18 protein-coding genes and 1 pseudogene are annotated in these 19,370 nt (G+C 62.8%); 5 read left to right on the plus strand and 14 right to left on the minus strand.

What is annotated here, in order from left to right:
- Positions 1-15 precede the first annotated feature (15 nt).
- The 5 genes from argC to M0639_RS15480 form a co-directional block, all read right to left on the minus strand.
- Positions 16-1,086, minus strand: coding sequence for an N-acetyl-gamma-glutamyl-phosphate reductase (gene argC, locus M0639_RS15460; RefSeq protein ID WP_064075616.1), 1,071 nt, complete (start codon positions 1,084-1,086; stop codon positions 16-18).
- A 38-nt stretch (positions 1,087-1,124) separates the two neighbouring features.
- Positions 1,125-1,586, minus strand: coding sequence for a hypothetical protein (locus tag M0639_RS15465; RefSeq protein ID WP_021344370.1), 462 nt, complete (start codon positions 1,584-1,586; stop codon positions 1,125-1,127).
- A 117-nt stretch (positions 1,587-1,703) separates the two neighbouring features.
- Entirely contained in the window at positions 1,704-2,639 is a 936-nt protein-coding gene (locus M0639_RS15470; RefSeq protein ID WP_064075617.1) for an SDR family oxidoreductase, read from the minus strand.
- Positions 2,636-3,547, minus strand: a complete 912-nt coding sequence (locus M0639_RS15475; RefSeq protein WP_064075618.1) for a bile acid:sodium symporter family protein — start codon at positions 3,545-3,547, stop codon at positions 2,636-2,638. Before M0639_RS15475 ends, M0639_RS15470 begins: the two co-directional genes overlap by 4 nt.
- The gene (locus M0639_RS15480; RefSeq protein WP_064075619.1) at positions 3,548-4,867 is read right to left on the minus strand and encodes a flavin-containing monooxygenase; all 1,320 of its coding nucleotides are present in this window, start codon (positions 4,865-4,867) and stop codon (positions 3,548-3,550) included.
- Positions 4,868-4,923: 56 nt separating this feature from the next.
- Between M0639_RS15480 and M0639_RS15485 the strand changes: the two genes are divergently transcribed.
- On the plus strand, positions 4,924-5,985 hold the full coding sequence (locus M0639_RS15485; protein ID WP_054801331.1) for an Lrp/AsnC family transcriptional regulator: 1,062 nt from the start codon (positions 4,924-4,926) through the stop codon (positions 5,983-5,985).
- A 58-nt stretch (positions 5,986-6,043) separates the two neighbouring features.
- Here the strand turns inward: M0639_RS15485 and pheT are convergent, their stop codons facing one another.
- The 6 genes from pheT to infC form a co-directional block, all read right to left on the minus strand.
- The gene (pheT, locus tag M0639_RS15490; RefSeq protein ID WP_047270468.1) at positions 6,044-8,530 is read right to left on the minus strand and encodes a phenylalanine--tRNA ligase subunit beta; all 2,487 of its coding nucleotides are present in this window, start codon (positions 8,528-8,530) and stop codon (positions 6,044-6,046) included.
- 60 nt (positions 8,531-8,590) lie between these two features.
- On the minus strand, positions 8,591-9,661 hold the full coding sequence (gene pheS, locus M0639_RS15495) for a phenylalanine--tRNA ligase subunit alpha (protein ID WP_003944109.1): 1,071 nt from the start codon (positions 9,659-9,661) through the stop codon (positions 8,591-8,593).
- 170 nt (positions 9,662-9,831) lie between these two features.
- Positions 9,832-10,662 carry a TrmH family RNA methyltransferase gene (locus M0639_RS15500; RefSeq protein WP_007736261.1) on the minus strand — a complete coding sequence of 277 codons (831 nt, stop codon included), beginning with the start codon at positions 10,660-10,662 and terminating at the stop codon, positions 9,832-9,834.
- 23 nt (positions 10,663-10,685) lie between these two features.
- On the minus strand, positions 10,686-11,075 hold the full coding sequence (gene rplT / locus M0639_RS15505; RefSeq protein ID WP_003944011.1) for a 50S ribosomal protein L20: 390 nt from the start codon (positions 11,073-11,075) through the stop codon (positions 10,686-10,688).
- A 63-nt stretch (positions 11,076-11,138) separates the two neighbouring features.
- Complete coding sequence (gene rpmI / locus M0639_RS15510) at positions 11,139-11,333, minus strand: 50S ribosomal protein L35 (protein WP_003944043.1); 195 nt, start codon at positions 11,331-11,333, stop codon at positions 11,139-11,141.
- 43 nt (positions 11,334-11,376) lie between these two features.
- On the minus strand, positions 11,377-12,069 hold the full coding sequence (infC, locus tag M0639_RS15515; RefSeq protein WP_003944008.1) for a translation initiation factor IF-3: 693 nt from the start codon (positions 12,067-12,069) through the stop codon (positions 11,377-11,379).
- A 369-nt stretch (positions 12,070-12,438) separates the two neighbouring features.
- Between infC and M0639_RS15520 the strand changes: the two genes are divergently transcribed.
- Both M0639_RS15520 and M0639_RS15525 read left to right on the plus strand, forming a co-directional pair.
- Complete coding sequence (locus M0639_RS15520; RefSeq protein ID WP_007736262.1) at positions 12,439-12,807, plus strand: DUF1844 domain-containing protein; 369 nt, start codon at positions 12,439-12,441, stop codon at positions 12,805-12,807.
- A gap of 1 nt (position 12,808) precedes the next feature.
- On the plus strand, positions 12,809-13,225 hold the full coding sequence (locus M0639_RS15525; protein WP_003944044.1) for a DUF1801 domain-containing protein: 417 nt from the start codon (positions 12,809-12,811) through the stop codon (positions 13,223-13,225).
- Positions 13,226-13,230: 5 nt separating this feature from the next.
- Here M0639_RS15525 and M0639_RS15530 read toward each other — a convergent pair whose 3' ends face one another.
- Positions 13,231-13,941 (minus strand): helix-turn-helix transcriptional regulator, encoded by a 711-nt coding sequence (locus M0639_RS15530; RefSeq protein ID WP_054827277.1) that lies wholly within the window; start codon positions 13,939-13,941, stop codon positions 13,231-13,233.
- A gap of 80 nt (positions 13,942-14,021) precedes the next feature.
- On the opposite strand from M0639_RS15530, the gene M0639_RS15535 reads away from it, so the two are divergent.
- Positions 14,022-14,729: an alpha/beta fold hydrolase gene (locus M0639_RS15535; protein ID WP_054187409.1), complete on the plus strand. Its 708-nt coding sequence runs from the start codon at positions 14,022-14,024 to the stop codon at positions 14,727-14,729.
- A 72-nt stretch (positions 14,730-14,801) separates the two neighbouring features.
- Here the strand turns inward: M0639_RS15535 and uvrA are convergent, their stop codons facing one another.
- Entirely contained in the window at positions 14,802-17,762 is a 2,961-nt protein-coding gene (gene uvrA, locus M0639_RS15540) for an excinuclease ABC subunit UvrA (protein WP_193595835.1), read from the minus strand.
- Positions 17,763-17,936: 174 nt separating this feature from the next.
- Here uvrA and M0639_RS15545 point away from each other — a divergent pair, with 174 nt between their 5' ends.
- Positions 17,937-18,623 carry an MBL fold metallo-hydrolase gene (locus M0639_RS15545; RefSeq protein WP_030536735.1) on the plus strand — a complete coding sequence of 229 codons (687 nt, stop codon included), beginning with the start codon at positions 17,937-17,939 and terminating at the stop codon, positions 18,621-18,623.
- A 53-nt stretch (positions 18,624-18,676) separates the two neighbouring features.
- Here M0639_RS15545 and M0639_RS15550 read toward each other — a convergent pair.
- A pseudogene (locus M0639_RS15550) lies at positions 18,677-19,204 on the minus strand (DUF2716 domain-containing protein).
- Between the last annotated feature and the right edge of the window lie 166 nt (positions 19,205-19,370).

The raw sequence follows: 19,370 nt of genomic DNA on the forward strand, positions 1-19,370 counted from the left end.
GCGGATTGTCGGTGCTCACGGAGCTACTCCCACGGTAGAGAGACCTGCGGTCTCGGGTAGGCCAAGGGCGAGATTCATCGATTGCACCGCGCCACCGGCGGTGCCCTTGGTGAGATTGTCGATTGCCGAGATGACAACGAGCTGACCGGCGTCGGCGTCAACGGTGACCCCGATCTGTACGGCATTGGATCCGATCACGGCACCGGTCTGCGGGAAGACTCCGGCAGGCAGTACGTGGATGAACGGCTCGTCGTTGTATGCCTTGTCGTAGATTTCGCGCGCTTGCTCTTCGGTGGCCGTGGTGGCTGCCGTGCAGGTCGCGAGGATGCCGCGCGGCATGGGCGCGAGGACTGGAGTGAAGGAAACACTGATGTCCTTGCCGCCTGCGGCCGAAAGATTCTGAATGATCTCAGGGGTGTGGCGATGGACACCTCCGACACCGTACGCACGGACGGAGCCCATGACCTCGGAACCCAGCAGATCAGCCTTCGGTGCCCGGCCGGCGCCCGAAGTGCCACTGACCGCAACCACGTTCACGTGTGAGTCCACGATCCCCGCGGCAACGGCGGGGGCCAGCGCGAGGCTCGCAGCCGTCGGGTAGCAGCCCGGAACGGCAATGCGGGTTGCGCCTACCAATTTCTCACGGGCACCGGGCAATTCAGGAAGACCGTAGGGCCAGGTACCGGCATGAGTACTCTTGTAGTACTTCTCCCAGGCTGCGGGATCCTGCAGCCGGAAGTCCGCGCCGCAGTCGATGATGACCGTCGATTCGGGTAGCAACTTGGCGTACTGAGCCGAATTTCCGTGCGGGAGACCGAGGAAGACAACGTCGTGACCCGAGAGGATTTCGACAGTGGTCTCTTCGAGTACCCGCGACGAGAGTGGGAGCAAGTGCGGATGATGCTCACCGAGCGTCGAACCGGCGTTGCCACCGGCGGTCAGCGAACCGATCACCAGACTGCCGTCGACATAGGAGGGGTGCCCGAGGAGCAGACGCAGAACCTCACCACCGGCGTACCCACTGGCGCCGGCAACGGCGACTCTGATCGGCTTGCGTGTGTTCTCGGTCGTACCACCTTCAGTCATGTCACACAGTATGCATCATTGTGCATCGGAATGCATAATTACTTACCCATGGATCGCCGGATCTCCTCGAGCTTGGCTTTTGCGGCCTTCTGGCGCTCGTCCCACTGCTCGTCCACGGACTTTCCGGCAGGACTCTCGTGTGCCAATTCGGCCGAACCTATGGAAGTACCGAAGCGCCCCTCTATCTTCTCCCGAACACGGTCGAAAGTGGGGACTCCCCCTTCGGTGTAGTCGGGTTCGGGAATTCTCGGGTCGGTCGCAAGTACCACCGGGACGTCGATGATCTCGTCGACCTCCACAACGGTGTCGGGCAGTTCGACTTCTTCGGCGTCGGTGATCGTGTTGTCGTCCTCTACACGGTGCGGCTCGAGGCTCGCGGCAGCGGTGTCCACCACGGAAAGAAGGACCGACAAACTCGGACGACGCTCGACCACTGCGCGGACGACCGCGAGGAAGTCCTTGTCGTCGAGTGCACTGGCGGCCTCGACTACCTGGTGCACGGAACCATCGTGCTCGGACCCATCATGTTCGGGCCCATCATTTCGTGACACTGTGAGTCCCTTCTCGAAAACGCCGACGGACAATTCCGATCCTTCCACGACCGTCCGTCGAAGGGGTCAGCGTGACGCGAGATACGCGGCAAACGCTTCCTCGCTCGAATATTCGGGGACGTATCCGAACTGTTCCTTGAGCCGCCGATTGTCGAGAACCGGTCGGTACTGGAGAAATCCGACGCGCTCCGGACCGTGTTCCGTTACGCCCAATCGCCGTCCGACGCGTAGAACGCCTCGCAACAACCATGCAGGAAGCGTCACCGTGCTCTTGCCCATCCGGGAAGCCAACTCGTCGACGGTCAGCACGCCGTCGCCCGCGACATTGAAGATGCCCACTTGGTTTCCGGTCACGGCCTCCGCAAAGGCGCCCGCGACATCGGTGTGCCAGACGAAGACGAAGGGGCTGTCGCTCCCGGCAACCTTGAGCAGCTTGCGGCGATCGAACAACGCGGTGATCTGATTGTCGACGCTCTCACCCAAGATCGTGCCGATCCGGAAGACAACCTGTTCCAACTCCGGGTGTTCGACGCGATATTCGGCGAGCATCTCTTCGACCAGGCGTTTGTGGCGACTGTATCTGAATTCGTCGTTGCCTCGGACAGGTACGTCCTCGGTGATCCACGGTGGGTTGTCGGAGTGGTAGCCGTACGCCGCTCCGGACGAAGACACGACGATCCGTCCAACCCCGTGTTCGACGCAGGCCGCGAGCACGTTTCGTGTCCCGTCGACGTCGACGCGGTACTCCTGCTCTGCTGTCGTGGTCTTGCCGGGATTCACGATGGACGCAAGGTGGATCACGACGTTCGGTCGGTACTGACCGAACACCCGCCCCAATTCTGTGGGGTCGCAGACGTCCGCCCTGACGCGGCGGATGCGATCGTCCGGCGTGTCCTTGACCGTGAGGTCGACACAGACGACGGTGATGCCCTGCGCGATCAGTGCGTCGATGACAGCGGTACCCAGGAACCCGTTTCCGCCCGTGACGAGTGCGACGGTCATGCCGGTACCGCCTTTCGGGCGCGTCGCTTGGACCAGATCGTCGCCAGAGCCAACCCGGCGATGATGTCCCAGATCCCCCACCAGCCGGCCACGACGGCCATGCCACCGAGACCGTCGAAGAACGTGAACACCAGGCCAAGCCCCAGCCCGGCATTGCGGATGCCGACCTCGAAAGAGACGGCGCGACGGCTGTATTCGTTCAACCCGGTGACGGCGCCGCAGAAGTATCCCAGTGCGAGGGCAACCGTGTCGTGCAGGAAGACCGCGAGCAGTACCACCCCGATGTAGTCGACGAAGTACGACGCATTCCCCGACACCCCCGCGACGATGAAGATCAACAACGCCACCAACGAACCGTTTTTCACCCAAGGCTGCGCTTTCGCGGCGATCTCCGGAAACCTTCGTGCCGCCCAGATGCCGAGAACGAACGGCACACCGATGATCAGGGCGATTTGCGCGACCATCTCGAGCGCATTCAGGTTCACGGACTGCAACAGAGCGTCGGTCTCCGGGCGTCGGCTCCCCCAGAACGCAAGATTGAGCGGCATGAGGAAGATCGCGAGGACGTTCGACACCGCCGTCATGGACACCGAGAGTGCGACGTCGCCGCCCGCCCGGTGAGTCAGGACGTTCGAGATGTTCCCTGGCGGGCAGCACGCCACCAGGATCATGCCGAGTGCTACCGACGGAGCCGGCGAGAGAATCAGCGTCAGGAGAAAAGTCACTGCCGGCAACAGCACGAACTGCGCAGCAATACCCACCGCCATCGCCTTGGGTTTGGTGAGCGCACGACGAAAGTCGTCGACCGAAGTGTCGAGGGCGATCCCCAGCATGATCGCGGCCAGCACCACGTTGAGGATAATCAACGATCCCGGGTTGAAGTTGAGCACCACGTCGTCGATCGGCAATCACTGTCCTCCCTTCGTCAGAGCGGCATCAAGCAGTCCGATGTGTCGCTTGATCGCCGATCGGTAGGCGTCCTTGTTCACGTAGTAGGCCATTCGTCCCAACTTCAGGTACTTGTATCCCCCGGACAGATCGGGAGGAGGACCGGCCGCCGCCGCCGAGAATTCCCGCGCCGCGGCGGGGGCTTCGGTACGTGCGGTGATCAATTTGGCCACCAACTCGGCCTGCTCGAAACGGCCCTGCCACCCGAGACCGGATGCTTCGACCATGCCGAGAACAAAGAGATTGTCGTGGCGGCGACTCGCGACGTTGAGGAACAGGTCCGGGGCAGCGCCCGACCAGTCCAAGTCCTCGCGCGCGATGAAGGGATAGTCGAGGTGATACCCCGTGGCGCAGAGAACGAGGTCGTAGTCGGCAGACGATCCGTCGACAAACCGCACCGTCTTCCCCTCGAACCGGTCGACGTCGGCGCGCACGTGCACATCACCGTGCCCGATGTGGTGCAGGATCAACGAGTTCACGACCGGATGCGATTCGTAGATCTTGTAGTCCGGTGCCGGAAATCCGAACCGCACCGGATCACCCGTGAACTGCTTGAGTACCAAGGTGTCGACGCGTTGTTTGATCCACGGCGGCAACGGCTTTCCCTGATTCAAGGTGTCCGAGGGTCGGCCGAACAGATACTTGGGGACGAAGTAGTAGCCTCGCCGAACGCTCAGGTCGACGCACTCGGCCTGGTGGACGGCATCGACGGCGATGTCGCATCCACTGTTGCCCGCCCCGATGACCAGTACCTTCTTCCCGCGGAAGATCTCGGCGCTGCGGTACTGGCTCGTGTGCATCAACGTGCCGGTGAAGTCGCCCCGGAAAGTCGGCATGTTCGGCTTCGACAGCGTTCCGTTCGCGATGATCACGCCTCGATACCGCGCGACTGTTGTCTCACCGCTGCGACTGCGCGTGGTGACCTGCCACAGCGAATCGACCGGCGAAACGTCGGCGACGGTAGTGCCGAAGGCAAAGTGCCTGCGAAGATCGTGAGTATCGGCGTAGTCGCGGAAATAATCGGCAAGTTCGACGTGGCTCGGGTAGTCGGCCACCGAATCCGCCATCGGGAACTCCGCGAATGCGGTGGTGCCCTTCGAAGAGATGAGGTGCGCCGACTCGTAGACGGTGCTGTGCGGGTTGTCGATGTCCCAGAGCCCACCGACGTCGTCGTGGCTCTCGAAGCCGTCGAACGCTATCCCGGCCCGATCGAGGTTTCGCGCGCCGGCCAATCCAGACGGGCCCGCTCCGATCAGCGCGTACTTCTCCTCTGTGATCATCCGTCGAGCGTCGCAGATAGTCCGAATCTTGCAGCAATATGCCGGATAATGACGTTATGAGTGCACCAGATGCCGGCAACGGTCGCAGGATAGATGAAATCGATCTGAGGATAATCAATGCGCTCCAGCTCGCACCGCGATCGAAGTGGCTTTCGTTGGCCGAACCACTCGAACTCGACGCCGCGACTCTCGCCCGTCGTTGGAATCGACTCTCCGAATCGTCGTTGGCCTGGGTCACGGTCACTCCAGGGCCACAGGTGCTGGGCAGCATCGTCACAGCGATCATCGAAATCGATTGCTCACCTGCTCTTCTCGACACGGTCGCGGCACGGCTGACTCGCTCGGCCCACGCCGTGACCATCGAAGCATCAACGGGCAGAGCAGATCTGCTCGTCACAGCCGGTACCGCGGATCTGGCGTCGATGTCGCGCTTCATCTCGGAAGACGTCGCAACGATCGACGGTGTACTGGCGACACGAACCTCGATCATCACACGCTGGTTCACCGAAGGTGGGCGATGGAGACTCAATGCGCTGGCACCGTCCGAGAAGGGTGTGCTGACCACCAGCGAAAACCGTCCTGCCGTGCGCGCTCGGCCGACCGGGATATCCGAACAGGATCGCAAGGTTCTGACGAAGCTCGCTTACGACGGGCGCACTCCCATGAAGGAGTTGGCCGACGCGATCGGTGTCAGTCCCGCTGCGTGCAAACGCCAGATCGACCGGCTCACGTCTTCGGGGTTGGTGGCGCTGCGGTGTGAATTCGCGCGGCCGCTGGCCGGCCTTCCCGTGCTCGCCACTTTGTGGTGCCGCGTCGAACCCGAGCTTCTCGATACGGCGGGACGAGTGCTGAGTCGGGCGTCGGAAGTTCGAAACTGCTTCGCTGTAGTCGGCCCCGACAACCTGGTGGTTCAGTTGTGGCTGCATTCTCCTGCAGAACTCGATGCATTCGAAACTCGTCTGCGCAAGGAGATTCCGGGTCTTTGCGTCACGGAACGATCCATCGTGCTGTATCTGCGCAAACTGCTCGGCCACGTGCTCGACCAGCAAGGGCGACGGACGGACACCGTTGCGCCAGATGTGTGGCTTTCCGATTCACCTCAGTCGAAAAGCCGATAACACGACAGAGCCCACGACCACCTGGGATGGACGTGGGCTCTGTGATCAGTTGAGGAAATCAGCCGCGCATCTGCGCACCGACGGCCTTGGAAGCCGCCTCCACTGCCGCATCACGCGCGGCACTGGCCTCGTCCTCGGTCAGCGTCCGGTCGACACCACGGAATCGCAACGCGAACGCGAGCGATTTGCGGCCTTCACCGACCTGCTCGCCCTCGAAGACGTCGAAGAGGCGAATGTCTTCGAGAAGTTCGCCGCCGCCGGAACGCAGAGCTTCCTGGACCTTCGCCGCAGGAATATCGCGATCGACAACAACCGCCACGTCCTGGAGCACTGCGGGGAAGGGCGAAATGCGCGGCGCCGGCAGGTTCTCGACCAACGGCAAAGCGTCGAGGTCGATCTCCAGTGCACAAGTGCGCGCAGGCAATCCCGCACGCTCGAGAACAGCCGGATGCAGTTCGCCCGCATGACCGACTACGTTGCCGTCAACGACAACCTCGGCGCAACGGCCGGGATGCCACGGCAGGTACTGCGCCGCACGCAGTTCCACCTCGACGCCTGCTGCAGCTGCAATGACCCGCACTGCTGCAAAAGTGTCCGAAGCCTCGGCCTGACGGCCAGGACCCCAGGGGCCGCTCGGCTCACGCAAACCACTCAACACTGCAGCGATGTGCACGGGCTGAGCCGGCAACGACGCGATCAGGTTCGCGATCTGCTCGTCCGTCGGGCGACGATCCACCGGCAATGCATCCACCGGCTTGGTGTCGGGGCCCGGCAGGACGACCTGCGCGATGCCGTACAGCGAAAGATCCCGCTGACCGCGAGAAGCGTTGCGAGCCAGGATCTCCAGCAGACCCGGGAGCAGCGTGGTCGCCAACTCCGGACGATCGGCTTCGAGCGGGTTGAGGACCTTGCTGGTGTTGCGGCGCGGATCATCCGCGTCGAGGCCCCAGACGTCGAAGACGTTGGTGGGCAGAAAGACCGGAGGAAGGACCTCTACGTAACCGGCGTGAGCCACGGCCTTCGACACCGTGCGCTTACGTCGCTGCGACGGAGTCAATCCGCGTCCGGCCGGAGCGGCGGGAAGCACCGACGGGATCTGCTCGAGACCTTCGAGGCGAAGAACTTCCTCGACGAGGTCCGCAGGCTGCACCAGGTCCGGACGCCACGACGGCGGAGTCGCGACCAACTGGCCGTGTCCCTCTTCGCTGACGCCGACCTCGACGTTGCAGCCAACCTGGGTGAGGCGGCGAGCTGCGGTGCCGTTGGGGTACGTGACTCCGGCGACACGGTCGGGCAGGTCGATATCCATGCGAATGGCAGCGCGAGGGGCAACATCGCCCACGTCGGTCAGGACCGGTTCGATCCGTCCGCCGGCAATCTCGACCAGCAGAGCGGCTGCGCGGTCGACGGCCGCGAGCGGAATTGCCGGATCGACGACGCGCTCGAAACGCTTGCTCGCCTCACTCGGCAGCTTGTGCCGGCGCGCCGTCTTGAAGACTGCGAGCGGATCCCAAGTAGCTCCTTCGAGGAGGATGTCCGTCGTTGCCGTTCCCACCTCGGTGGTTGCGCCGCCCATGACGGCAGCCAGCGAGATGACTCCGGAATCGTCGGCGATGACAACGTCTTCGGGATCGAGCGTGCGTTCGACGTCGTCGAGCGTCGTCAGCTTCTCCCCCGCCTTGGCGCGACGGACCACCAGGTCGCCCTGCACCGAGGTCGCATCGAACGCGTGCAGAGGCTGACCGAGTTCGAGCATCACGTAGTTGGTGACGTCGACGGCCGGCGAGATCGGGCGAACACCCGAGAGCAGAAGTCGACGCTGCAGCCACCACGGGCTCACTGCCTGCGGATCGATACCCGTGATCTTCCGCATCACGAAACGCGAAGCCTTGGACTCCGGTTCGAGGCGCACCGGCCAGGCTTCACCCTCAGCCGGGTGCGCGGGAACCGAAGCGGGATCGGCATATTCGAGATCGAAGCCGCACGCGAGCTCTCGCGTGAGACCGCGGACCGAGAAGCAGTAGCCACGGTCCGGGGTGATGTTCAGTTCGATGATCGTGTCACCGAGACCGAGCAACTCGTTGCCATCTGCGCCGGGTTCGGCGGTACCAGGCTCGAGCACCAAGATGCCCGAATGGTCTTTGCCGATACCGAGTTCCGAGACGGAGCAGATCATGCCGTCGGACACCTGGCCGTACGTCTTGCGAGTGGCGATTTCGAATCCGCCGGGCAGCACCGCGCCCGGCAACGCAACGACGACGAGGTCACCCTCGTTGAAATTGCGCGCGCCACAGACGATGCCACGGGGCTCGGGTTCGCCGACCTCGACCTGGCAGAAGCGGATCGGCTTCTTGAACTCGGTCAGTTCGGTGATGGAGACGACCTTGCCGACGACCAACGGGCCGTCGATCGCCTCGAGTGTGTCGAGTTCCTCGACTTCGAGTCCCACCCGGACGAACCCGGCGTCCAGCTCTTCCGGGGTCACCTCCCAGTTGGGAGTTGCCCGCTGCAGGATCTCGGTCAGCCAGGATTGCGCTACTCGCACGTCTGCTCAGCTCTCTCGTTTGTCGATAAGTCTTTGTGAAGGTTCCGCGGACCGGATCGGTCAGCCTGCGACACCGAAGGGCAGCGTGAAACGCACGTCACCTTCGACGATGTCGCGCATGTCCGGGATACCGTTGCGGAACTGCAGGGTCCGCTCGAGGCCCATGCCGAATGCGAAACCCGAGTACTCGTCGGGATCGATACCGCTGGCGCGCAGAACGTTCGGGTTGACCATGCCGCAGCCGCCCCACTCGACCCAGCCTGCGCCGCCCTTCTTGTTCGCGAACCAGACGTCGACCTCGGCCGACGGTTCCGTGAACGGGAAGTAGTTGGGGCGCATACGGGTACGCGTCTCGGGGCCGAAAAGGGCGCGAGCGAACGCGTCGAGAGTCCCGCGCAGGTTGGCCATGGTCAGGCCCTTGTCGACGGCCAGGCCCTCGACCTGCGAGAAGACAGGCGTGTGCGTCGCATCGAGTTCGTCGGTGCGGAACGTGCGGCCCGGGCACACCACGTAGATCGGTACCTCACGCGAGAGCATCGTGCGGACCTGCACCGGCGAGGTGTGGGTACGCAGCACCTGGCGAGAGTTCTCGGGTGCCAGGTGGAAGGTGTCCTGCATCGTGCGGGCAGGGTGATCCGGCAAGAAGTTGAGCGCGTCGAAGTTGAAGTGCTCGGTCTCCACCTCCGGCCCCTCGGCAACTTCCCAACCCATCGCGACGAATACGTCGGCGACCTGCTCGGAAATCAGGCTGATCGGGTGTCGCGCCCCGACGGGGTGGCGATCGGAGGGCAGAGTGACGTCGATTGCCTCGGCAACCAACACCGCGGCGTCACGCTCGGCGAGGAGGACCTCACGACGAGCGTCGTACGCGTTGTTGATCCGAGTGCGGAAGATGTTGACGCGCTTACCGGCGTCCGCCTTTTCCTTGCCCGGAAGGCTGCCGAGACCCCGGCGCGCGAGGGCGATTGGGGACTTGTCCCCCAGGTGCTCCACCTTGACGTGCGCCAGCGCGTCCAGGTCAGCGGCGTCCGCCAGCGCCTTCTCGGCGTTCTCAGCCGCAGCGGTCAACGCCTCTTCGGTGAGTACACTCGCGTCGACCTCCGGCGGTGTCGCGCCCTCATTTTTGGCCACGGCTGTGACGCTCCTGTCGCTTCTCGGTTTACTTCTCGTACTGCGTGCTTCTTGTACTGCTTACTTCTTGTACTGCGAGCGAGCATTCGAACTCGCTCGAGCATTGTCTCTGCTCTTGTATTGTCTCAGGCTTCCGCAAATGGGATTCCGTGAGGTCTTCGCGTGCGTTTTCAGCCGTGATCGGTGGCGCGATTTTGCACCCGCGCGCTTGCGTACAGGCAAATTGCCGCCGCTGTCGCGAGGTTCAAGCTTTCGGCGCGGCCATGGATCGGAATCCTGACCCGATGATCAGCCTGCGCGGCGATCGCCGGATCGAGACCGTGAGCTTCGTTACCGAACAGCCAGGCCGTCGGCTTGCTCAGCAACTCGTCGGCCTCGTCGAGATCGACCTCGCCGTCAGCTGCAGTCGCGAGAATCTGAATGCCTGCTGCGCGAATCTGCTCGATCACCGACACTGTGTCTCGATCGCGGACGACTGGCAGGTGAAACAGGCTGCCCGCCGACGAACGAACGACCTTGCCGTTGTGCGGATCGACGCTGTCGCCGGCGAGGATTGCCGCATCGGCACCCACTGCGTCGGCGATGCGAATGACGGTGCCCGCGTTACCTGGTTCGTTGACCTCGACCGGCACTGCGAGCAGGCGGGTCTCCTGATGGACGGCTGCGCTCAGCGGTACATCCAGTAGATCGCTGACGGCAACGAGACCGGGCGGCGTGACGGTATCGCTCAGAGCTTTGATTGCTCGATCGGTCACAAGAGCAACACGAACTCCAGCGGTCAGCGCCCGATCGATGACGTGCTGATAGCGCTCGGCTGCGTCCTCGGTGTAGAAGAGGTCGTGTACCGGGCGGGCCTCGCCATTCGAGAGTGCACCGTTCAACAGTTCGGTGACCGAGTTCTCGCCCTCGACGAGGAAACGTCCTGCTTTGCGTCGTTCTGCTGTGCGCAGGAGCTTGACAGCAGAAACGACCCGCGGAGTCCGCTCGGTGAGCGGGTCCACGGGCCGTTGCTGTGATGCGTGAATCAGGCTGCTTCTCCGGCAGGAGCGTTCACGTCAGCCGGCAAAGCGGCCTTCGCGAGTGCGACCAGGCCGGCAAAGGCCTCGGCATCGGAGACAGCGAGCTCGGCCAGGATCTTGCGGTCGACGTCGACCTCTGCCAGACGCAGGCCCTGGATGAGGCGGTTGTACGTGATGTCGTTTGCACGAGCTGCAGCGTTGATACGCGTGATCCACAGCTTGCGGAACTCGCCCTTGCGCGCACGACGGTCGCGGTACGCGTAGGTGAGCGAGTGGAGCTGCTGCTCCTTGGCCTTGGTGTACAGACGCGAACGCTGTCCACGGTAGCCGCTGGATGCAGCAAGAATTGAACGACGCTTCTTCTGGGCGTTGACCGCCCTCTTTACGCGTGCCACTTGAAAAATCCTGTCAATCTAGGGGCTGAAAGTACGGCCCCGGGTGGTCAGTAAGGGGGCGACTCAGATGCCGAGCATGCGCTTGATGCGCGGAGCGTCGTCAGGGCTGACAACAGCGACACCGTCGAGACGACGGGTAACCCTGCTGGACTTGTGCTCGAGAAGGTGGCGACGGCCGGCCTTCTGGCGCATGAGCTTTCCGCTGCCGGACACCTTGAATCGCTTCGAGGCGCCGCTGTGGCTCTTCATCTTGGGCATGGAGTCCTCAGTTCTTGTTACGTGGTGGATCTTGGGAAATCGACTAGCTGGCCGGAGCCTCGGGAGCGGCATCGCCGGTCGCCGGTGCTTCCGGAGCTGCTTCACTGGAAGCCGGTGCGGCCGGAGCCGGACGCGGAGCAGCCTGAGCCACTGGCGCCTGAGCGCTCTCCTGCGCCTTGACACGAGTCTTGGCGCCCTTGTGCGGCGCCAGGACCATCGTCATGTTTCGGCCGTCCTGCTTTGCCGAGGTTTCGACGAATCCGAGATCTGCGACGTCTGCTCCCAGACGCTGCAGAAGGCGGTAGCCGAGTTCGGGGCGTGACTGCTCACGTCCGCGGAACATGATCGTGACCTTGACCTTGGAACCGGCTTCGAGGAAGCGAACGACGTTGCGCTTCTTGGTCTCGTAGTCGTGGTCGTCGATCTTGGGTCGGAGCTTCTGCTCCTTGATGACCGTCAGCTGCTGGTTCTTACGTGACTCACGTGCCTTCTGTGCAGCCTCGTACTTGAACTTGCCGTAGTCCATGATCTTGCAGACCGGTGGACGGGCGTCAGGAGCTACCTCGACCAGGTCGAGGTCGGCCTCAAGGGCCAAGCGGAGTGCATCTTCAACACGCACGATGCCTACCTGTTCGCCGCCAGGTCCGACCAAACGAACCTCGGGAACGCGGATACGATCGTTGATGCGGGTCTCAGTGCTGATGGGGCCTCCTAGGTTGAACGGTGCGGTCTTCATGACCGCACGCAGCCCGTACCGCCCGCACCCCAACAAAAAAGCCCCGCTGTGATGATTGCTCATCCGCGGGGCCCGATGTCGACCGATCACATAAGATCCAGCTCACGCCGAAACCTATCTCCTCGACTGAGCGAGGAACCTGACGAAGAATGATCTCCGATAACAGGTGACCGGAACCACTGAACTGCAGTTTCACCTGCCGCGCAGAGGTGGGAGTCGGACTCCACTTGCTGCCCCCGAACAAGTCGGAGGCGGTCGTTGCAACAAGAATAACAGGTCGCCACAGATGAAAGAAATCGGTGCCGCTCCCAGTGCTGCCGGGAGAGGCCCGATTCAACACCGTCACGGCCTGATGGAATCCTTACATCCATGAGTGAGAACTTCGAGGCAGAACAGAACACCGACGGCGCGAACCCCGACGTCCGCGAACTCTCCGAAGTTCCCGCGGTCGAGGTCATCAGCCGCGCTGCAGTGATGCTGATGAGTTCGGCTGCCGAAAAACTCGGCCTCTCCGACGCCGATCCGTCTTCCAGCCCCTACCTGGACCTCGACGAAGCGCGTCGCGTCATCACGGCACTTGCCGGACTCGTGACTGCGTCGGTCGAATACCTCGGCCCTCATGCCGGACCCATCCGTGAAGGCCTCCAAGCCCTGCAGCGCGCCTTCCGTGAGGCGTCCTCGCACCCGGACGAGCCAGGAAAGGGACCGGGCGAGAAGTTCACCGGTCCGGTCTACTGAGTTGGCAACCGCCAACAAGACTCAACCCACGCCCGAGGACGTCGACGCATTCATTTCACGCGTCGACGACCGCAAACGCGCCGACGCCGTGGAGCTGATCTCCCTGCTGTCGGCCGCAACCGGCGAGCCTGCTGTCATGTGGGGCTCGAGCATCATCGGATTCGGGGCACGGCACTACCGATATGCGAGTGGCCACGAAGGTGACACCCCACTGATCGGATTCTCCCCCAGGGCCACCGCGCTCACGTTGTACTTGTCGCTGAACTTCGACGACTACACCGACACGCTCGCTCGCCTCGGCAAGCACAAAATCGGCAAGGGCTGCCTGTACGTCAAACGGCTGAGCGACGTCGATATGACGGCCCTGACCGAACTGATCACGGATTCCGTTGCCGCAGCCCGCAACATGATCGACTGAGTCACTCACCTACGGGGAGAAACAGGCCGAGCGTCTTCGGGCGGTTGCCCGAAGACGGTCGAATCGCGTGGTGTGAAGTGATCGTTCGTCAGCGTGGCCCGACGCATTCGATCGAGTCGAAACCACCGCACGGCGTCGCGCTCGCGACACCAGCCGATGAGAAACCACTGACCACGGTCCTGCGCCAGAATGTGCGGCTCAACTGCCCGCACCGTCTCCGCACCGTCCCCATCCACGTAGTGCAACGACACGACGCGACTCTGCTCGAGACCCTGCTCGACGGCCTGCCGGTTCGCGCGCGAATCCGTCAGAGCCCCGCCGTCACCGCGAATCCACACGCGGCCACCGAGCTCCGCGACCTTGCGACGACTCTCCTCGTCCATCACATCGAGCAGTTTCGCCAGCGCTGCTCGCCCATCCGGCGCAAACGGAGCATCACCCATCGCCGTCAAGGCCAACGCGATCGAAACTGCTTGCGGAACAGTGAAATTCACCGGCGGTAGCGTAGCGCGACCTACGAGTCGGTAACCACCCCCGGGGCCTGAGCGCGCTTCGATCGCCGCACCCGACATCATCAGCGTCTCGATATCCCTCTTGATCGTCCGGGTGGTGACACCGAATTCCTCGGACAATCGGGAGCACGTAGTCCCTCGATCGCCCTGTCGCCGAAGTTCCTCGACGAGAGCATGCAATCTCGCAGCTCGATTCACGTTCACCAGTGTCTCAGATTCCGATACCAAACGGTGACATAATTGGTGACACTCTGTTGTCACCAACCCGGGTGCACTGTGAGTCCATGAAAACTCACATCGTTCTTGTTCCCGGATTCTGGCTCGGTTCATGGGCTTGGGATGCAGTACTCCCACACCTCGAACGTTCCGACACCCGCGTGACCAGCCTGACACTGCCCGGGCTCGACGCAGTAGACACAGATCGATCAGCGGTCACCTTCGACGCTCACGTCCGTGCAGTCGTCGACGCCGTATCGGACTCCGACGAGCGCACGGTCTTGGTCGTACACAGCGGCGCCGGCCCGGTGGGGTACGCCGTCACCGATCGCATCCCGGATCGCGTCGCTCGGATCGTCTACGTCGACTCGGGCCCCATGCCCGACGGCGCAGCGCTGCGACCGGATCTGGCCGCTGACGTCGTCGAGATACCGCTGCCGACGTGGGCAGAACTTGAAGCAGACGGCAGCAGCCTCGAAGGACTCGACGAGAAGGCTCTCGAGGCGTTTCGCGCCAACGCCGTCCCCGAACCGGCCGGGCCGGCGCGTGAGCCGATTGTCCTGACGAACGAAAAGCGCTACCAGGTGCCGTCAACCGTCGTTTGCAGCACGTTCCCGTCCGCGGTGATTGCCCAGATGGCCGACGGAGGTCATCCGATGGCCGCCGAACTGGCGAAACTTCCCGTGACGTACGTCGACCTCCCGACCGGCCATTGGCCGATGTGGTCGCGCCCCGAAGACGTCGCCCAGGTGATCCTCGAGGCCGCCGCTTCCTGATCGACAAAGCAGTGATGCCGGATCGGATTCCGACCCGGCATCACTGACCGACTTCTACTTGCTCACCTTCTACTAGCTCACGGAAGCAGCTTTCTTCCGTGTCGCCGCCTTCTTTGCGGCAACTGCCTTCGTTGCACGCTTCTTGGTGATCGGCTTGGCCTTGACCGGCGCGTGCTGTGCGGTGAGAACCTCACTGAGGAACTTGCCCGTGTAGCTCTCGGGGACCGCGGCAACGTCCTCCGGGGTACCTTGCGCCACAACGGTTCCGCCGCCGGATCCACCTTCGGGCCCCATGTCGACGACCCAGTCCGACGTCTTGATCACGTCGAGGTTGTGCTCGATCACGATCACGCTGTTGCCCTTGTCGACCAGACCGTTGATCACGATCAGGAGCTTTCGGATGTCCTCGAAATGCAGACCCGTGGTGGGCTCGTCGAGGATGTACACCGTGCGACCGGTGGACCGCTTCTGCAATTCGGCGGCGAGCTTGACGCGCTGCGCTTCACCACCGGACAGAGTCGGAGCCGGCTGACCCAGTCGGACATAGCCCAGGCCGACGTCGACCAGCGTCTTGAGGTACCGGTGAATTGAGGTGACCGGCTGGAAGAACTCGGCTGCTTCCTCGATAGGCATGTCGAGTACCTCGGCGATCGACTTGCCCTTGTAGTGGACCTCGAGCGTTTCGCGGTTGTACCGAGCGCCGTGGCATACCTCGCAGGGCACGTACACGTCCGGCAGGAAGTTCATCTCGATCTTCAAGGTTCCGTCGCCGGAGCACGCCTCGCAGCGTCCACCCTTGACATTGAACGAGAATCGGCCGGGCTGGTAACCGCGGACTTTCGCTTCCGTCGTGGCCGCGAACAGGGTTCGAATCTTGTCGAACACACCGGTGTACGTCGCCGCATTCGATCGCGGAGTCCGGCCGATCGGAGACTGATCGACCTGCACGAGCTTGTCCAGCTGATCGAGTCCGTTGATTCGTGTGTGACGGCCAGGCACCTGGCGTGCACCGTTGAGCTTGTTCGCCATGACGGTCGCGAGAATGTCGTTGACCAACGTCGACTTGCCCGAACCGGAGACACCGGTGACAGCGGTGAGAACACCCAGCGGGAAACTCACGTCGATGCCGTCGAGATTGTGCTCGCGAGCTCCGACGACCGTGACCTGGCGTTTGCGATCCACCGGCCGACGAATGGCCGGAACCTCGATGAAGCTGCGACCCGACAGGTAGGCGCCGGTCAAAGACTCTTCACACGTCAGCAGTTCTTCGTATGGCCCGCTGTGGACGACCTTGCCGCCGTGCTCGCCGGCGTACGGTCCGATGTCGACTACCCAGTCGGACGTGCGGATAGTGTCTTCGTCGTGCTCGACGACGATCAGCGTGTTGCCGAGGTCGCGCAAGCGCGTCAGGGTTTCGATCAGTCGTCGATTGTCACGCTGATGCAGGCCGATGGACGGCTCGTCGAGTACGTACAGCACGCCGACGAGTCCGGAACCGATCTGCGTTGCCAAGCGGATTCGCTGGGCCTCGCCACCGGACAACGTGCCAGCGGCACGCGAGAGGGAAAGGTATTCCAAGCCGACGTCGAGCAGGAACCCGAGTCGTGCCTGAACTTCCTTGAGGACCTGACCCGCAATCGCCTCTTCGCGCGAGCCGAGAGTGAGGCTGTTCAAGAAGTCCGCGCAATCGGAGATCGACAGTTCACAGACCTCGGCGATGGACTTACTGCCGAAGTCCCCAGCCGCGATAGTTACCGACAGGATTTCCGGGCGCAGCCGAGCACCACCACACGCCGGGCACGGGGTGTCGCGCATGTACCCGTCGTACCGTTCCTTCATCTGATCCGATTCGGTCTGCTCGAGCCGGCGATGCAGGAACGGCATCACACCTTCGAACTCCGCGTAGTAAGAACGGGTACGGCCGTACCGGTTCTTGTAACGGACGTGAACCTGCTCCTCGCTGCCTTCGAGGATTGCTTTACGGGCCTTCGCCGGCAACTTGTTCCACGGCGTCTTCATGTCGAATCCGAGAATGTCGCCGAGGCCGGACAGCAAACGTCCGAAGTACTCCGAACTCTGGCCCATCGACCACGGCGCGATTGCTCCGTCTTCGAGACTCAGGTCGGGATCGGGAACCACCAGATCCGGGTCGACCTCCTTGCGGATACCGAGGCCGGTGCATTCCGGGCAGGCGCCGTAGGGCGAGTTGAAGGAGAACGAGCGCGGTTCGAGATCGTCGATCGCGAGTGCGTGGCCATTCGGGCAGGCCAACTTCTCGGAGAAACGACGCTCACGATCAGGTGCATTTTCTTCACGGTCGACGAAGTCGAGGACCACGATGCCTTCAGCCAAGCGAAGTGCGGTCTCGACCGAGTCGGTCAGGCGCTGCTTCGAACTCGCCTTGACCTGCAATCGGTCGACCACTACTTCGATGTCGTGCTTTTCCTGCTTCTTGAGCTTCGGCGGATCGGCCAGCGAATGGACGACACCGTCGACGCGCACTCGCGAGTAGCCCTGGGTGTTGAGCTGATCGAAGAGATCGACGAACTCGCCCTTACGAGTACGGACCACTGGTGCGAGGACCTGGAACTTGATGCCCTCCTCCATCTCGAGCACCTGGTCGACGATCTGCTGGGGCGTCTGACGTGCGATCTTCTCACCACACACCGGGCAGTGCGCCGAACCTGCGCGGGCATAGAGAAGTCGGAGGTAGTCGTAGACCTCGGTAATGGTGCCCACCGTCGAACGGGGGTTGCGGTTGGTCGACTTCTGGTCGATCGACACCGCAGGAGACAATCCCTCGATGAAGTCCACATCCGGCTTGTCCATCTGACCGAGGAACTGACGCGCGTATGCCGAGAGCGACTCGACGTAGCGGCGCTGACCTTCGGCGAAGATCGTGTCGAACGCGAGGCTGGACTTGCCGGAGCCGGACAACCCGGTGAAGACGATCAGGCTGTCTCGCGGGAGGTCGAGATCGACTCCTCGCAGATTGTGCTCACGCGCACCCCGCACGATCAGGCGATCCGCCACACCAATTCCCTTCATTGTCAATCGTCCGGGGCCGTCCCCCCGGAGAAGTCTCGAGTGGCCTCGCAAACGCGAGTCCTCGAGCGATCGTCATCGTAGGCCGAGCCACCGACACGTTTTTCTCACCAGGCGAGCCCATCGCTCTACCTGCCCCTATTCGAAGGTAGCCTGCGTTTCATGACGAATCAGCCCATCGTGATCGACGACTCCTACACCGGTCAGGTCTCCCCCGATTCTGCCCCTCAGCGGCGCACAGTCGAAGGCGCCGTCATCACGAAGATGTCGGTCGGCCCCATGGACAACAACACTTACCTCGTCGTCTGTTCCACGACCGGGAAATCTCTCCTGATCGATGCGGCCAACGAAGCCGAGAAGATCATCGCGCTCATCGAACAGGAAGCACCTGTTTTCGATTCCATCGTCACCACCCACCAGCACGGCGATCACTGGTTGGCCCTCGAAGACGTTCACGCCGCAACCAAGGTGCCGACCGCCGCGCACCCCCTCGACGCAGAGGTCCTTCCCGTCACCCCGGACGTGCTCCTCGAAGACGGCGACAAGGTGACCGTTGGCAACTTGAGCCTCGACGTCATTCACCTGTCCGGCCACACGCCCGGCTCCATCGCGCTGGCTCTCACCGAACCGAGCGGACAGGTTCACCTCTTCACCGGCGACTCACTCTTCCCCGGCGGAGTAGGCAAGACCGCCGACCCCGAGAAGTTCACTTCTCTGCTCGACGACGTGGAAAACAAGCTGTTCGGAAGGTACGACGACGCGACCGTCGTCTACCCCGGGCATGGCAAGGACACGACGCTCGGCGCCGAGCGCCCGCACCTGGCGGAGTGGCGCGAACGCGGTTGGTGACGTTTCACCTGTTCCGTACTGGACCCCGCCAACCGACTTGGCTGTCGACCTGTTCACCGTTGACTCGAAGTCGCGGAAGCCAGGTCGACAGAGTCCGGCCCAGTCCTTCGACCATCCGTTCCCCGAACACACAGCGTGCGTTCCCACGGATGGCCGAAGGTCCCTTCCGTGAAGTCGTCCCGACTGAATATGTAGTAGTCACCGTTCGGATGGACCGGGACACGCTACTCCGCAAGCTCCTTCGCAGCAGCGTGTGCCTCCGCGTCGAAGGTGTAGCCCGGATGCTGCCAATCCAGAACGACGAAGTTGGGATCGTCGTTCCAATCGGTGACAAAACAGCGCAACGCTTCGGCGTTGATCGCATCCACGCGAGCGGCCCACGCCCCTGGAGTCGCAGCTGGTGCCGCACCCAAATCGAAGACCACGGACGGGATGGGCTCGGCGATGGCGGGCCAAGATCGTGCGTCGATGCCGGACGTGAACCCAAAGCGGTCACGAAAGATCGCCCAGTTTCTCTCGTTCTCCTCGTCCGACAGCTGTCCCCAGCCGGTGGGAAGGGTCGAGCCGAAGTTCTGAGTCATCTTGGTGGTCACAACACCATCGTGCTCGAACGGTGCGCATACTGTGACACCTTCGAACACGCCGTATGCGGATACGCGGTAACGGATACTTCAGAACGGTGTGTCCGGATCAGTGGAGAAGTCATCGTCGCAGTACAGCGCGTTTCGGCGACCAGGAATCCGTCAA

Origin of the sequence: Rhodococcus qingshengii JCM 15477 (genome assembly GCF_023221595.1) — a bacterium.
Classification (GTDB): Bacteria; Actinomycetota; Actinomycetes; order Mycobacteriales; family Mycobacteriaceae; genus Rhodococcus_F; species Rhodococcus_F qingshengii.